Source organism: Ensifer sp. R1-3 (genome assembly GCF_056739175.1).
The window spans coordinates 759,812-775,830 of record NZ_CP096516.1 but is presented as its reverse complement, the minus strand read 5'-3'; the positions used below and the strand labels follow the sequence as shown (position 1 = coordinate 775,830).

Here is a 16,019-nt window from a genome sequence, read left to right as displayed (position 1 = left end):
CTCAGTCGTCCTGTTCCAGCCAGAAGGTGTCGGGCTTGTAGGCGCCGAGGTAGCTCGTCGGGTCGAAACCGTACAGCCCCTCATCGGGGAAATTGCGCAGCTTCTTCGTGACGAGGATCGGCTGCAGCGAGCTGTTGACCAACCCGATCGAGAAGACCTGGTCCGTGTAGATGGACAACATCTGTCTCCAGATGTCCGCACGCTCGGCATCGTCCGCGGAATGCCTCCAGCGCTTTAGCAGGTCCAGGAGCTCGACGACCGGGGGAAGGTCGGGCGCCTCGCCCATTTCGCCATGCGACATATAGTTCAATCCCCAGACGGGCCACTGCAGCTGGTCGTCCGTGGTCGGTGCAAGCTGACCGGGGCTCATGTCCGCGGTCGGCACGCCGTTGTCGAGGCCGAACCACATCGACATGATTATCTCGCCGCCGACCGCGCGGCTGCGGAAGGTATCCCGCTGCGAGGTGCGAATGAAGAGCGAAATGCCGACCTCGCGCCAGTAATCGGTTATGAGCTGAAGCACATCGGTATCGAGCGTGCTTTCGCCGGCCGTCTCCACCACGATCTGCGCCTTTCGGCCGTCGGGAAGAATACGGATCCCGTCGCTGCCGCGCTTGGCCAGTCCAGCCGCGTCGAGCAGTGCGTTCGCCTGGTCCGGATCATGGGCGATCCAGGCACTTGCGAATTCGGGCCGGAAGAGAGGACTTTCGGGCAGCACCGTGTCGGCGCTTTCCTTCGTCAGCCCATAAAAGGCCGCCATGTTGATCTCGCGACGGTCGATTGCAAGCGACAGCGCACGACGGACGCGCACGTCCCTGAGCAGCGGCCGCCACACCGGGTCGGCAGAGTTGAGGTTCGGCAGCAGCGCCAGGCGTGATCCCGAAGTCTTTTTCCAGAGCTTCACCTCAACCGGGTGCCGCTTCTCCGCATCTTTGAGATAGGTATAGTCGACGAAATCGATCCCATATGCCTGCAGGTCGCTTTCGCCCGTGCCGGTCTTTGCTGGAATGAGTGAGGACGAACTGACGCTGAGCACGAATCGGTCGATATAAGGCAATTGCAAGCCGTTTTCGTCCACCCGGTGGTAGTAGGGGTTGCGTTCGAAGACGAACTGTTCGGCCGGCAGGGGCGTGGTGTTGCGCCACGGGTCGAGGGTCGGCAGATCCGGATTTTCGGGCCGGTAGGAGCGCGCCATGCGCATGTGGAGCTGGCTCCACCTTTTGACCCGCTGCTCCTTCAGGAACGCTTTCAGCTTGTCCTCATCCTGATATTTCGTGTGGAACTGCTTGAGATAGGCCGAAGGCATGACGACGACCAGCGGCTGCGGCGCGGCGAGTTCCTGCAGGAAAACCGGGTTCGGCATCGGCCAGGAATAGCGAACCGTTCGCTCGTCGACGATTTCGAACTTAGCCGCCTGTCCGTCCATGACCATCGCGGGCGGCAGGCCGGCCGGGGACAGATCCTCGTTGAGGAGCACGTCTTCGAAGCAGTAGCGGAAGTCCTCGGCCGTCAACGGCGTGCCGTCCGACCACTTGTGGCCCTCGCGCAGATGGAAGGTGAAGATACGATCCTCGACCGTCTCGTAGCTTTCGAGAATGTCGGGCTGGAGATTGAGCTTCTCGTCGTAGCCGACCAGGCGGGTATAGCCGTAGATCGTCATCAGGCGAATGTCCTTCGCACTGCCGATCAGGCTGCGGATCGTGCCGCCGTGTCGGCCGGGCTTGCGTCCCATCGCCGCGACATCGATCACCCGCGGCGTCTTCGGCAATCGTTCGCCGACCGGCGGAAGCTTGCCTTCCTGAACGAGGGTGGCGAGCGCGTCGGTTCCGCCCGCGGCCGCGAGCATCGCTTTCGGAAATGCAGCCGAAGCGAGAATGCCAAGCGCAGTTCTTCGGGTGATCATCGGCGTAACTCCCTGGCATCCACCGATCTGCGGGCGAGGACATAATGCCCGCCGCCGAGATCGGCGGGAATAAGAGCACCGTTCTCGCCGCCGTCGGAGAATTGCGCACCCCAGCGCTGCTGGTCCGATCCGCCGCTCGCCTGAAGGGAATCGAAGTCGAGCTTACGGTCGAGATCGGGATAGGGAACGGCGGCGAGGAGCGACCTCGTGTACGGGTGGACCGGATTGCGCATCAGCACCTCACGCGGCGCCAGCTCCACGATCCGGCCTGCGCACATGACCGCGATCCGGTCGGCCATGTAGTCGACGACCGCGAGGTTGTGCGAGATGAACAGCATCGTCAGGCCGAGCTCTTTCTGCAAGTCCTTGAGAAGATTCAGGATCTGTGCCTGCACCGAAACATCGAGCGCAGAAACGGGTTCATCGCAGATGAGAAGCTGCGGCACGAGCGCGAGCGCCCGGGCAATCCCGATGCGCTGCCTTTGGCCGCCGGAGAAGCTGTGGGGATAGCGATTGATGAAGCGCTGGTCGAGACCGACCGCCTGCAAAAGGGAGCGAACGTGTTCCTCACGCGATTTCGGCGTCCCTCGTCCGTGAATCTCCAGCGGCTCGCTGAGGATGTTCTTCACGGTCATGCGCGGCGAAAGAGACGAGACGGGATCCTGGAAGACCATCTGGATCTTGGCCCGCAACGTCTTGAGTTCCCCGCCGTCGAGCTTCAGGACGTCGAGCGCACCCTCCCCGTCGTCGAATGTGATCGTCCCCTTGTCAGGCGTCACCGCCCGCATCAGGATCTTGCTTACGGTCGTCTTGCCGCAGCCGCTTTCACCGACGAGCCCGAGGCATTCACCGCGGCGGATGTCGAAGCTGACATTGTCGACAGCGCGATGCCGATATGCCGTGCCGCTGCCGAACCAGCCGGAGCTGCGCGTGGAGAACGTCTTTGAAAGGTTGCGGACGGACACGAGGACATTGGGACCCGCCGCTTTCTTGACTTCCCGGTCGCCGACGATCGCGCCGGCCTTGACCGGCACCTCGCGCAGCGCCTTCAGCCGCTCGCCCGGTTTCATGTCGAAGTGCGGCACGGCAGCCATCAAACCCTTGAGATAGGGGTGCCGAGGATTGCGGAAGATCGCATCCACAGGTCCGGCCTCGACGATCTCGCCATGGTAGATAACGACCACCTCGTCGGCCATGTTGGCAACGACCCCGAGATCGTGGGTGATCAGAAGCATGGCCATGTTGAGCTTGCTTTGAAGCTCGCGCAGGAGCTGCAATATCTGCGCCTGAACCGTCACGTCGAGTGCCGTCGTCGGTTCGTCCGCGATGAGCAGGGCCGGACGGCAGATCAGCGCCATCGCGATCATCGCGCGCTGTCGCATGCCGCCGGAAAGTTCGAAGGGATACATGTCGTATGCCCGCTTCGGATCGGAAAACCCGACATAGCCGAGCAGTTCCTCCGTCCTCTCGCGGCGCCCCGCCTTGTCGGCATCCGTATGGATCTTCAGCACTTCGGAGATCTGGTTGCCGATCGTGTGAAGCGGCGACAGCGATGTCATCGGTTCCTGGAAGATCTTGCTGATGCGTGCGCCACGGATCTCCTGGATGTCGCGCCCGTCCCTGTCAAGCGAAAGCAGGTCGACGGGGTTTGCCTCGGCTTCGGGATCGTTGAACAACACCCGGCCGCCGACGCTTGCCACGCTCGGCAGGATGCCCATGATCGCCTGGCTGATCGCCGACTTGCCGGAGCCGGACTCCCCGACGAGCGCGGTCACCCTTCCGGGCAGAATTCTGAAATTCGCGCCTCGAACGGCTTCAACCTCGCCGCCCAGCACCGAGAATGTGATCCGCAGACCCTCAACTCGCAGCAGGTCCGCTCCTGACGTCATCGCAGCACGCTTCCCTCAATACCCCTCCTGCACAATCCCAACTCGAGGCCGCCCCCAAAATAAAATCATGCAGCCACTTCCCGCAGCGCCGCGCGTCTGATCAGGCGCGCAAAGCTCGCTCCACCCTTTTAGCGCCGCATGTTTTTGCCCTTTAATCAGCTAGGATCAACGGGAACATGCAATTGCTTACAGCGAAGTTTGCCCGCCCCGCCGGACGCACTGTAACTTTTTGCCACTCAAAAACAGTAGCCTAGGTTAAACGGGCTGTCCAGCATGCCACCGGAAAGGTGTGGACGCGTCGAAACGGCCTTACGAGAACGGGCAGCTGCCGTTGGTCAGGACGTCCTCGCAGCGCGGGGAACGCCGGAAATCGTCGTAATAGAGCGTCCAATCGGTCGTGTCGGCGGCCCGATAAGGTCCGAACTTGAAGTACTGGTTCTCACCGAGGCCCTTGTCCGCATGGCCTACATGGCCCTTGACGGTGATGATCGGCTGGCCGTTGGCAAAGAGCACTATGTGGCCCGAGCCGTCGGGACCGGGCTTCGTGAAGACGACGAAATCGATCCAGCCGGACCTCGGATCCGGCAGGGGATTGCCATGGTTGGTGATTGTGATCCCGTCCGTGCATGCATTGAAGAGGTTGCCGTCTTCCGGCTTCCAGTTGCCGTCGGTCGCCACCAGCATGCGCATCTGGTTGACTTCCGGACGGAGCCAGACCGGCGCCTGGCCTGGGGCGCAACGCGCCGGTACGCCATCAAGGCCGGCGGAGACCGGAGGCAGATGGTTGGTTTCGACCGTGGCGAAGAGCTTTCCAGAATTCATGCGCAGCGCCAGGAAGGGGCTGAAGTCGCCCTCGGCACCGGGATCGATCTCTCGCTTCCACTGCGCGATGAGATAGCGGTGGTCGTCGCTCGGCACCGGATCGGCGAACTTTACCGAGAAGCCGTACCAGACCCCTTTGTCGTAGGGCACCCGCAGCTCGGTCTTTTCCCAGATCTCCGCGCGTTCGCTGCAGCCGTCGTGATCCGCAGGGCAATTCGGCACGATGCTGAGCTTCAGCCCACCATTGCCGGTGCGCTTGACGGCGCTCTGGAACTCGTATCTGCCGGCGCTCTGCTCGAAATTCTCGCGGTAGTAGAGTCCCCCTTCGGGCGCGAAATCCGTACCCTCGAAACCGTCGAACAATCTCCGTTCATAAATTGGCGGCTCGTCCGCCGACTGGGCATAGGTGAGACTCGGCAAGGCAATCGCCGCCGCCAGCAGAGCTATTCGAAACATCGGTCCCCTCATTGAAGCATCTTGTCGATCAGACCGCGCGGGCCAGGCGGCCGCTTCTTGTTGCGGTAGAGCAACATGACATGCTCCGCCTCGGAAAGTCCATCCTCGGTTGCATCATATGCCCGCTCCTGCGCAATTGCAGCAAGGGCGGTATCCCGCGGGTAGAGGACCGTGAACTTCTGGCGAACCCCGCGCAGTTTCTCCTGCCCGAGCGTTTGCCATTCCCCGCCGCAATAATTCACGAAGGCCTCGCTCGCGACGACGCTGTGGGCATATTTCTTCGTCAGGTTCTGCAGCCGCTGAACCTCGTTCACCGCGGAGCCGAACACCGAGAAGGTCAGCCGGTCGCGCAGGCCGACATTGCCGAACATGACGTTTCCGACATGCAGGGCGATGCCGTAGCCGATAGGGTCGCGGCCCTGCCTCTTGCGTTCCGCGTTGAGGGCGGCCATGCGCGCCGTCGCCGCGCCCACGGCGGCGAACGCCTCGCGGCTGGCCATCTCCGACGGCTCCTTGTGTCGGCCGCAGGGGTAGACGCCGATGAAGCCGTCGCCGATGAAGCTCAGGATCTGTCCGCCGTTGCGGTTGAAGGGCGTGGCGATCGCGTCGAAGAATCCGTTCAACGACTCGATATAGGCCTGCCGGCCTTCCTTTTCGGCAAGCATCGTCGACTGGCGCATATCCGCCATGACGAGAACTGCGCGAACCGTCTCGCCGTCGCCGCGCCGGACCTGGCCGCTCATTACGCGGCGCCCGGCATTGGCGCCAAGATAGGTGGTCAACATATTGTCGGCGAGCTTGCCGAGCACGGCCACTTTGGCGGCGATCGCCAGGTGGTTCTGAAGTCTGAGGAGCGCCGCAATGACGTCGTCGCTAAAGCCGCCCTGACGGTCCGTCGTCCACGAGCCGACCATTCCGTGTTCGGATTCGGCTCCAAGAGGTTGCATGAAGGCTATGTAGTCGGTCGCTCCCTGCTCCTTCAGCTCGTCGAAAATCGGAAACTCCGAGGGCAAGGCGGGATCGATCCGACGCCTGACATGGTCGAGATTGTTGCTGAGCAGGTAATAATACGGACTGTGCAGGAATCGCTCGGGATTGAGCGCCAGTTCCTCATGACGCAGACCACTCACCTCGACACCCTGACCTCGCCACCAGGTAAAGCCGAGGGCGTCGTAAAGCGGATGAAGCATCGAGAAAGACAGATGAACGCGCATGAGCGGCAGGCCCGCCGCCGCCAACCGTTCGCAGAAACCGCGCACGATGGTTTCAAGCGTTTCGTCGCTGAGCGAGGTTCGCATGAGCCAGTCAGCGACCTTGTCCAGGAGGATTTCGGAAACATTGTCGTTGATCGGGCTCATGCCATATCCTCATCGTCGCGGCAACGGTCGCCACCAGCGCCGACCGCGGAGCAGCGATCGCTCGCTCGCGGCAGCACTGAAGTGGGTACCCGTCGGTGAAAGAAGGCTCCCGCCGCCTCCCGCGGCCGTTCGTGCAGCGATCGGGTCACCGCTGCGCCCCTGCAGATATTCACCGCGGAGGACTTTTTCCAGAGACCACGAGCGATTTTTGATCGTTGCCGGATCGTACACGCAACAGCCCTGCGCATTGCACCCTGAAATTGCCGGGGTCCCTCACGACCGCATGCCTGCCCGGCCAGACAAAACGACGCAGGCCGTGAGGCGTGCGGCGCCGCTGACGGCGCGCCGCGCTTGACTTGCGGTGGCTTTCCCGCCAACAAAACGACACCGGGCTCCGCAGCCGGATCGCTGAAGCGGCCCTCCCGGCAACAGAACTGGACGCCAATCTTGACCTCTCCGCATCACGACAGGCTGCTCGAATCGATCTCCGGCCGCACCGCTCGCGTCGGCGTCATCGGCCTCGGCTATGTCGGCCTGCCGCTTGCCGTTGCAGTCGCGCGCTCCGGCTTCCATGTCACCGGTTTCGACATCGACCCGGGCAAGATTGTCGCGCTCGACGCCGGGAGCTCCTATATCGAAGCGGTTTCGGACGAGGCGCTTGCGCGCGAAGCCGGCGCCGGGCGGTTCCGCTCCACGACCGACTTTTCGGACCTTGGATTTTGCGACGTCATCATCATCTGCGTGCCGACGCCGCTCACCAGGCACCGCGATCCCGACCTCTCTTTCGTGGAGAATACGTCGCGCGCGATCGCCGACTGCTTGCGGCCGGGCCAGCTCGTCGTTCTGGAGTCGACCACCTATCCCGGCACCACCGACGGTATCGTGCGCTCCATCCTGGAGGAAACGGGGCTCAAATCCGGCACCGACTTCTTCATCGGATTCTCGCCGGAACGCGAAGACCCGGGCAATCGCGCCTACGAGACCACGAGCATTCCCAAGGTCGTGGCCGGAGACGGCCCAATGGCCGCAGGGCTGATGGAGCGGTTCTATGCCGCCGTGGTCACGACGGTGGTTCCGGTCTCGTCCAACGCGACCGCAGAGGCGGTAAAACTGACCGAGAATATCTTCCGCGCCGTCAACATCGCCCTCGTCAACGAACTCAAGGTCGTCTACGAGGCGATGGGCATCGACGTCTGGGAGGTGATCGATGCCGCCAAGACGAAGCCCTTCGGCTACATGCCCTTCTATCCGGGGCCTGGGCTCGGTGGTCACTGCATTCCCATCGATCCCTTTTATCTGACATGGAAATCCCGGGAGTACGAGCTACCGACGCGCTTCATCGAGCTCGCCGGCGAGATCAATTCGGCAATGCCCCGTCACGTCATGGCAAGGCTCGCCGAGGCGCTCGACCGGCGGGAGGGCAAGGCGCTCAGCCGCTCGGCGGTCCTCGTCATCGGCCTCGCCTACAAGAAGAATGTTCCGGACATTCGCGAAAGCCCCTCCCTGAAGCTGATAGAACTCATCGAGGAGCGCGGCGGCAAGGCCGCCTTCTACGACCCCCATGTGGAAGAAATCCCCTCGACGCGCGAACACATGGCCTTGAAGGGCCGGCGGTCGGTCGTCTTCGACGAAGCGACGGTTCGCGGCTTCGATGCCGTTCTTATCGCGACCGACCACGACGCCGTCGACTATGCCGCGCTTGCCGACTGGTCGCCGCTGATCGTCGACACGCGTAACGTCTTCGCGCGCCTCGGGCTTGCTGCCGAGCACATCGTCAAGGCTTGACCGCAGGGGAAATATCCCCGGTCCGCAAAAGGTCCTCTCCGGAAAGAGCGGCCTTCAGGTTCCGGGCGGCCACCGCGTAGCCGCCGGCGGCACCGTCGATGAAGTGCATATGGTCTCTGCTCATCGGGGTCGGAACGATACACGTCATCAGCGCCGAATCCTGCCGGTGCAGCCCGTAGCGGCATATGCCCGCCGCTGCGCCCTGCTTCAGCCGCTCCTCGATACGGCCCAGCCGATCGAGACTGACGTCGATCGTCATCTTCAGCGCGTCGTCGAACTTGCGGAAGTCCGAATTGCTGGCGAGGTCTCTCGCATATCGCTTGACGTCAAACGGTCCGAAATTGATGCCGAGCCTGAAACAGAGAAACAGTGCAAGGCTCTGCGCGGCGACGAAGGACCAGGTCAGGAAGCGGCGGCCCCTCGGCGCGACGGCGCGCGATTCCGCCGTAATGCCGCGCACGGAAAGGTGCGGCTCGGGTCCCTTTTCCGGTACCGGGTGCCCGCCTCGCTCCTCCCCCTCGGCCAAGGCCACGATGTCGCCGATCAGCGCCTGGTATTCCGGGCCGATGCCGCGCTCTCCCGGAACCGCGATGATGGAGACGATCGCTCCGTGATGCGAGACGATCGGGTTCCAGCGGCATGACAATCCGGTCAGGTCGGGTCTCGTGCCCGGCGGCGCGGCCTCGATCTGGTAGCGGCCCGCCTTCATTTCCGCTTCCGCCCAACTGGCGCCGCCGCCGGAAAACATAGCGTAAGAGACTTCCTCGCTCGCCTTGAAGCGCGCGACACGCATGTCGAACCCGCTGGCGCGCACGTCGGAAACCGGGACGATCGCGGCGCGAAGCTCGAGGCCCAGCTCCTCCGCCACCCATGTCTTCGCCGCTGCGAGCACGTCCCTTGCTTTTGCCGCCAGCGTTCCGGGCACGGCGGCGAGCGCTCCGTCGCCGCCGAAGACGAATGCGAGGTTTCTCTCGTCGAGGCCGTTCATGAGCGCCGAGATGACGCTCGCGCCCGCCATGTTCACGCTCTTGTATCGCCCTTCGGCGATCGCTCCCGTCGAATTGACGATATCGGCAACGGCGAGCCACCAGCCGTCGGGCAAGGGCCGGTAGTTGGCCTCGTCGGCGACACCTTCGAATGCCTCGAAAAGAGGAAGGCCCGCGTAGAATTCCCTGTCGGCCGGCTGCACCATCGTTGCCAAACTCCTAGAGGTGACATCTGTCGCTGATTCCAGGCTGGAGCGATTTTCACCCGATTACGATGGATAAAGCACCTTCGCTTCGATGAATAGATTTCTCTTCTCGCCATGCAATCCGTGCGCGATGGCGCCAATGGCATTGCAGGACCCTCATGATTTGTGCTTGTCTAATCACTACGCCCGGGCAAAGTGCTACGGCAGGCAGGATGAAGCCGGAACGGAATGCAGGACGATACATTTCGAGTGAAGTTTTGGGGCGTAAGAGGCAGCTTGCCGGTATCCGGCGAGCAGTTCCTGCACTACGGAGGAAATACGCCCTGCATCGAAATTCGGTGCGGAAAAGAGGTGCTGATCTTCGATGCGGGATCGGGGCTGCGCGAGGCCGGGCTGTCGCTGATGTCCGAAGGTGTCTCCGAGTTCGACGTTTTCTTCACCCACACCCATTACGATCACATCATCGGCCTGCCCTATTTCAAGCCGATCTACCGCTGCAGCTCCGCCGTCCGTTTCTGGTCCGGCCATCTCCACGGCACGATGTCCACGGCCGAAATGATCAACGAGTTCATGAGGCCGCCATGGTTCCCGGTCGGAACGGGCATCTGTCAGGCGAGCCTCGACACAGTCGATTTCCGTCCGGGTGAAACACTGTCGCCGCGAAAGGACGTTTCCATTCGCACCATGAGCCTCGTGCATCCCGGGGGATGCGTCGGCTACCGTATCGAATGGGGCGGGAGGGCGGTCGCGCTCGTCTACGACACGGAACACGAACCCGGCATTCTCGACCCCGTGCTCCTCGATTTCATCGCCGGAGCCGATCTCATGATCTATGACTGCACCTACCTGGAAAGCGAAATGCCAACCTTTCGCGGCTACGGACACTCGACCGGGATGCATGGATCGCAGCTCGCCAAAGCCGCAGGCGTCACGCGCCTCGCCATGTTCCACCACGATCCGTCGCGCACCGACGCCGCACTCGCCGCAATGGAACAGGAAGTCCAGGCTTTCTTCTCGGGCGCCTTCGCCGCGTGCGACCGTCAGGTCATCGATCTATAAGATCGGCGACCCTGCGCCAGCGGCAGGCCGCGTGCGAGGCGGTGACGTCGAAAAGTCCGGAGAGGAATTCCCATACGCTCTCGTCGTGAACGAGGTGGTGGGTGAGAATTCCCACCGTCCCGCCGCCCTTCTCGATTTCATCCAGTCGGCTATCGATGTCGCGAAGGATCTCGCCATAAGGGCGACAGCCGCGGGTGCCGTGCCAGTCCATCACATCCACATGGGCATTTATGAGCTGCAGCCCGGGAACGCGTAATGCGGCGGATTTTGCCCCCTCCTCCGGTCCGAAAACCGAAAGGGCCCTAAACCCGATCTCGTGCAATCCGGCGACCAGCCCCGGATCGATCCGGTTCCATGGCGGAACGAGGAGCGGCACCATAGCGGTGGGATAAAGCGCGCGCAGGCGTGCCCAACCGGCGCGCAAGTCGGCCGCAACCATCTCGCGCGACCTGTGTCCTCCCAGTTCCTGGCGTTTTTCAGTCACAGGGGCATGGTTTTGATGGGACCACCCGTGGACAGCAACATCGACATGCGGACGGCCGGCGAGGCAGCGCGAGAGGCGCTCGTCGGTATGTGCCGGTATGACGGCCAAGCTCACCGGCACCGAAAAGCGGTCGGTAAGGTCGAGCAGTCGGTGAAGGGCCGCCGTCGGCTCGACGGCATCGTCGTCCCGCAGCCAGAAGTCGATCGATCCGCCTGTCTCCTGCAGGCGATCGAGCCTGTTGGCAAGCGTTTGCCAGATCGATGCCATCGTCATTTCGCACTCCCAACGAACTCGGCGAAGATTCCGGAGAGACGTGCGGCGGCGGCGGGAAGCGAGCGCTGCTCGAAAACGAAACGCCGCGCGCGCTCGCCAAATTGCCTGCGTAAGGTCCCGTCCACGAGGAAGTGTCGCAGCGCTGCCGCCAGCGCGTCGATGTCCCCGGCCGTCGTCAGATATCCCGTTTCGCCGTTTCGTACGACTTCTGGAACACCTGCCGTGTGCTGCGCGACGACAGGGAGGCCGGCAGCCTGCGCCTCCAGATAGGATAGTCCGTAGGCCTCCCCGCAGCCCGGCCAGACATAGAGGTCGCCGCCCGCGAGAATCTCCGGAATCGCCTGAGGCGGCCTCTCGCCAAGCCAATCCAGCCGTCCTGCGGGAAAGGCCGAGAAGGCTTCCGATACGTCAGCCCGTGCAGGGCCGTCGCCCACCACCGTAAGCGTCCAGGGCACATCGGCGACGAGGGCGAGCGCGCGGGCAAGCATGCGATAGCTATCCATCTTGTCGCCCGTACGCATCATCGCGACGGCGAACAGCCGGTTCCCGCCGGCCTCTGTTCTTCGCAGGTCGCGAAACGGCGACACATCGATGAAAGGGGCGAGCAGCGCAGAGCGCACTTCCGGTATCGCCTCTTCGAGACCCTCGCGGTCACGATGGGTGAAACAGATGTTGACCGCAGCCTGCCTTGCACCGGCGGCGACCTCATCTTGCGCCAGTTTCCATGCACCCAAGTTGCGCCGAAAGGAATAAGAACTCTCGGCGGTAACGTATGGTATGGAGAAGTCCGCCGAGAGCGCGGGACCGATGAGATCCGGAGCCTTGTAGTAAGGGTGGTAGCAAAACCACAGGTCGGGCGGGCCTTTCGACTGCCAGAGCCGCCGAATCCGGGCGATCTCCCGCTCGGCCTCCTTGCGCAACGCCGAAAATGCCGCATCCGAGGCTTCACGCGAGAAGGTGCGCAGTTCCGAGGCGATGCCGACGTCGTGACCTGCCACCCGTAGCGCTTCGATCAGCATGCGTGCCATCTGCCTGTCGCCGGAAGGGACAGGGTGGCCAGGCGATTTCAGCGGCGCATGAAAGGCGATCTTCATTCGGCGCGAGCTATCCCGCCTCCCGTCCCGATGTCAACAGGCCCGCAGCCCGACGACGTGCGGCTGCAATGCCCCGACTATTCCGCCGCTGCCTCCCCGCCGCCCTGGGCGAGCGCCGCGTTCTTCTTGGCGATCGCGTCGCGTGTCGCGGCAGCTGCCGCTGTCGCTTGCGCTTCATCACCAGCGACCTGAACGGTCGGCGAGGCAAAATGGATGCTGTTGGCCGCGAAGGCATCCTTGATCATGGCCTGGGCCCGGCGCCTGATCTGGGTCTGATGTCCGGGCTTCGTCGTCATGGCGAAACTCAAGGTGATGCCATAGTCCCCGAACTGCTCGACGCCCTTCATCTTCACCGTTTCTATGATCAGCGGCCCGAGTTCGGGATCGTCGAGGAGCGCGGCGCCTATGACCTTGACGACCTTCTTCACCTTGGCAACGTCGGCATCGTAGGAGACGTTGATCATGAACTTGTCGATAACCCAGTCGCGGCTCATGTTCTGGACAGCGCCGAGCGAGCCGAAAGGAACAGTGAACACCGGGCCGCGGTGATGCCGAAGCTTAACCGAACGGATGCTGAAGGATTCGACCGTGCCTTTGTAGCTGCCGCTTTGGATGTATTCGCCGACCCGAAAGGCATCGTCCATCATGTAGAACACGCCACTGAGGATGTCCTTGACCAGGGTCTGTGAGCCGAAACCGATGGCGACACCAAAGACGCCGGCACCGGCGATCAGCGGGCCGACCTCGACGCCGAGGCCCGAAAGCACCATCATGCCGGCGACGACCGCGATGAAGGCCGCGAGAAAATTGCGCAGGATCGGCAGCAGCGTGCGCAGGCGCGTATTGCGCGCGAGCTCGGCGGAATCCTGCACGGTCAGGCTGGCGCGCGCCATGCGCACATTGATGGATTCCTTGGCAAGCTGCCAGACGAGATCGGCCGCAAGCAGTATGACGATGCCGGCCAGCACGCCGCGGAAGATGCGGTTGAAGGCGTCGTCCTGCATCATCTGCGCGCCGTTGATGCGAAAGGCCATGGCAAGCCATACGGCAGCGAGCGCGATGATCACGAGCCTCGCCCCTCGCTCGATCAGAACATTGCGCAGGACGCGGAAGTCCTCCGCCGCGGCAGCATCCAGCATCGTTCTGGTAGCGGCGCTGGTGAAGCGTAGCAGAGGCGGGAGACCAAGGACATAGACGCCGAGCCAGAACAACACTTCCATGCCTGCAACCCAGAAGAACCAGAGCAAGATTAGGAAGGAAACGATCAAGGCATTGCGCAGGATGCGGCGCGCGGGCGCCATCTCGGCAACCGGCCGGCGCAACGTCGTGTCGATCGCCAGTCCGAGAACGACAAGCCCCAGGACCGCGCCCGTGAGGTTGCGCACGTCTTCGGGAAAGGCAAGCGCCCGCATCATATCGCCGATGGCCCATACGAAAGCGACGGTACAGATGAAGAGCACGGACCGCCTAAGCCAGTAACGGGCACTATGCGGAGTAAGCGATACATACGACCTCGCCTGATCCGTGGCCGCGCGCCCGGAGATAGCCGGCGTCAATACGGCCGATGCGATCGCGATCAAAAGACGAGCCACGATCCAGGCGATCAGAAGCGGCGCGACCGCTGCCCCGAGGTTGCTCGGCCAATCGGCGATCACGAAAGCAGCAATGGCAGCGATGGCGAAGGCGATAAGCGGCGCGATGCGTACGAAGGCCGCCAGCCCGCTTCCTGATTGCGCGTTGTTGCGGCTGGCACTGCGTCGCAGGAGACGGCGCAGAAGGAACTCGGCGCCGTAGCCGATCAGCAGAACTAGGGCAAAAGCCCAGATGATCGGCAACCTTCCCTGGCTCTGCATGTCGCCGGACACGCGGTCTCTCGCCGCCTGCCATTCGGGCAACACACGCGGCGCGGCGTTCAGAAGCGCGGTAAGGTGTCTCCTGGCCTCGGCAATCCAGCGTGAAGCGAAGCTCTGGGGCGGCGTGACGGCGACGGGCGCGGGGGACGCCTGCCTGGTCTCGATTCCCGGCCTGGTCTCGATCCAGTGACGGACCTCGGGATCATCCAACAACTGAAAAAGCTGCTGCACCTTGGCCGGAGGCGCTGCCCCCGGCTCTTGAGCCGCCGAGAAAGCCGCAGGAGCAAAGATCAGTTGGAGAAAAAAGATAAAGACTGCTGTGACGCGCCCTACACCTGCACCCATGCGATAGCCCCCTGATCGCCAGACCACTCGGCGATGATAGTGGCATATCAACACATACGCGTCACAAGGCAATCCCGTGCACTCCGAAGGATGCATGGATCGCGGCCCCGCGCCGGAGCGCCAGCCACGGCGACCTTTGCGCGTCCGATGAGACGCGCGGCGCTGAAGGCCGGCGCAAATCTCTCCGGATTATGGTTCGGCTCAAGCCGAACCGGGTTCGGCGGCCGACACCGCCCTGGCATGTTCGCGGGCCGAGTGTTTCAGGGCCGACGATGCGACTGCGTCCCATTGCGAAAGTATGCGCTCCGGCAAGTATCTCTTGGCGCTCGCCTCGGCATTTGCAGCGAGACGGCTCCTGAGCTCACCGTCACCGAGCATCCTGGACAGTGCCTCGGCAAGCGCATCCACATTGTTGCTGGGAACGAGGATCCCATCCTCGCCATGCTTCACCATGTCCGAGGGGCCCCACTCGCATGCAAAGGAAACCACGGGGAGCCCTGCAGCCATGGCCTCGAGCAAGACGATGCCCCATCCCTCGTAACGGGACGACAATACGAAGACGTCGGCCGTCTCCACCCACAGCCCCGGCCTTTGGGTCACGCCCGGCAACTCAACCCTGTCCCTCAGATCCAGCGCGTCCCGCAGTGCCTCGAGCGATTTCCTGTCATCGCCCTCGCCCCAGATGACGAGCTTCCATTCGGGGTGCCTCGTGGCAATCCGCGCAAAGGCCTCGATCAGGAGATCGAAGCCCTTCTGACGCGTGAGCCGGCCAACCGCGGCCAAGATATTGTTGCCGCGTCTTTTCTGCCATTCGCCGGGCAGGTCGACGGCGTTGGCGATCACCCACCCCCTACTGCGCATCTTCTCTGGAAAATAGTCGAGCGCGCCCTTGGTCATCGTCACGAGACCGAACGCGCGCGGATATAGGCGGCGCTGAACCCATTTCCAGACTGGGCCGAAAGGCTGCAGCGCCGGATTGTTGCGCTCGGACACGATCACCGGAGCCTGCAGCCCGATCGTCGCCAGCAGCGTCAGCACGTTCGTTCGGGTCAGAAAGCTCAACACGAAATCGGGCTGCGAGCGGCGAATGGCGGAGCGCAAGCGATAGATTCTCTTGAGCACGAGCAGGCCCGCCTCGATCTTCCCAGCCCTTTGCGGCGGCAAACCGAGGCGCTCGATCGAGATCTTTGGATCCAACGCGTAATAGGGCTTCGCATCCGGCGGTTCGAGGGTGATGATCGTCACTTTGCAGCCGCGCCGAACCCAATGGTTGGCAACCAGGTTCACCACGTGCTCGGTGCCGCCGGCGCCAAGGCCCGGCAGGACGATCGTCACACGCGCTCCGGATATATTCGACGCCTCATACGCCGGGGAATTCGAACTGTCGTTCATTTCGAGAGACCCCTCCCCTGAAGCCCGGCGAGCGTCACGGACAGGAGTCGTGGCTGCCGCCGCAGCAACGGTTTCTCTTCGCCCAAGGGACATCATCTGGTGCCTCCATTCCGT

11 protein-coding genes are annotated in these 16,019 nt (G+C 63.0%); 2 read left to right on the top strand and 9 right to left on the bottom strand.

What is annotated here, in order from left to right:
• Position 1: 1 nt before the first annotated feature.
• From M1D43_RS20955 to M1D43_RS20940, 4 genes are all read right to left on the bottom strand, one after another.
• Positions 2 to 1,903: an ABC transporter substrate-binding protein gene (locus tag M1D43_RS20955; protein ID WP_010975625.1), complete on the bottom strand. Its 1,902-nt coding sequence runs from the start codon at positions 1,901 to 1,903 to the stop codon at positions 2 to 4.
• A complete protein-coding gene (locus M1D43_RS20950) occupies positions 1,900 to 3,792 on the bottom strand; it encodes an ABC transporter ATP-binding protein (protein ID WP_003531316.1) in 1,893 nt (630 codons plus the stop codon). The genes M1D43_RS20955 and M1D43_RS20950 overlap by 4 nt, the downstream gene beginning before the upstream one ends.
• A 309-nt stretch (positions 3,793 to 4,101) precedes the next feature.
• Positions 4,102 to 5,070: a polysaccharide lyase family 20 protein gene (locus M1D43_RS20945; RefSeq protein WP_013850756.1), complete on the bottom strand. Its 969-nt coding sequence runs from the start codon at positions 5,068 to 5,070 to the stop codon at positions 4,102 to 4,104.
• Between the two features lie 8 nt (positions 5,071 to 5,078).
• Positions 5,079 to 6,428 (bottom strand): adenylate/guanylate cyclase domain-containing protein, encoded by a 1,350-nt coding sequence (locus M1D43_RS20940; protein WP_003531320.1) that lies wholly within the window; start codon positions 6,426 to 6,428, stop codon positions 5,079 to 5,081.
• 447 nt (positions 6,429 to 6,875) lie between these two features.
• Here M1D43_RS20940 and M1D43_RS20935 point away from each other — a divergent pair, with 447 nt between their 5' ends.
• Positions 6,876 to 8,213 (top strand): nucleotide sugar dehydrogenase, encoded by a 1,338-nt coding sequence (locus M1D43_RS20935; protein ID WP_015008338.1) that lies wholly within the window; start codon positions 6,876 to 6,878, stop codon positions 8,211 to 8,213.
• Here the strand turns inward: M1D43_RS20935 and M1D43_RS20930 are convergent.
• Complete coding sequence (locus M1D43_RS20930) at positions 8,203 to 9,405, bottom strand: DUF3095 domain-containing protein (protein ID WP_014527259.1); 1,203 nt, start codon at positions 9,403 to 9,405, stop codon at positions 8,203 to 8,205. The two genes, M1D43_RS20935 and M1D43_RS20930, sit on opposite strands and share 11 nt — an antisense overlap.
• Positions 9,406 to 9,633: 228 nt before the next feature.
• Between M1D43_RS20930 and M1D43_RS20925 the strand changes: the two genes are divergently transcribed.
• The gene (locus M1D43_RS20925; RefSeq protein ID WP_010975618.1) at positions 9,634 to 10,464 is read left to right on the top strand and encodes an MBL fold metallo-hydrolase; all 831 of its coding nucleotides are present in this window, start codon (positions 9,634 to 9,636) and stop codon (positions 10,462 to 10,464) included.
• Here the strand turns inward: M1D43_RS20925 and M1D43_RS20920 are convergent.
• From M1D43_RS20920 to M1D43_RS20905, 4 genes are all read right to left on the bottom strand, one after another.
• Positions 10,451 to 11,221, bottom strand: coding sequence for a polysaccharide deacetylase family protein (locus M1D43_RS20920; RefSeq protein ID WP_014527260.1), 771 nt, complete (start codon positions 11,219 to 11,221; stop codon positions 10,451 to 10,453). The two genes, M1D43_RS20925 and M1D43_RS20920, sit on opposite strands and share 14 nt — an antisense overlap.
• Positions 11,218 to 12,315 (bottom strand): glycosyltransferase family 4 protein, encoded by a 1,098-nt coding sequence (locus M1D43_RS20915; RefSeq protein ID WP_014527261.1) that lies wholly within the window; start codon positions 12,313 to 12,315, stop codon positions 11,218 to 11,220. Before M1D43_RS20915 ends, M1D43_RS20920 begins: the two co-directional genes overlap by 4 nt.
• 77 nt (positions 12,316 to 12,392) lie before the next feature.
• Positions 12,393 to 14,513, bottom strand: a complete 2,121-nt coding sequence (locus tag M1D43_RS20910) for a mechanosensitive ion channel family protein (protein WP_498814498.1) — start codon at positions 14,511 to 14,513, stop codon at positions 12,393 to 12,395.
• Between the two features lie 201 nt (positions 14,514 to 14,714).
• Positions 14,715 to 15,905: a glycosyltransferase family 4 protein gene (locus M1D43_RS20905; RefSeq protein ID WP_003531351.1), complete on the bottom strand. Its 1,191-nt coding sequence runs from the start codon at positions 15,903 to 15,905 to the stop codon at positions 14,715 to 14,717.
• Positions 15,906 to 16,019 lie beyond the last annotated feature (114 nt).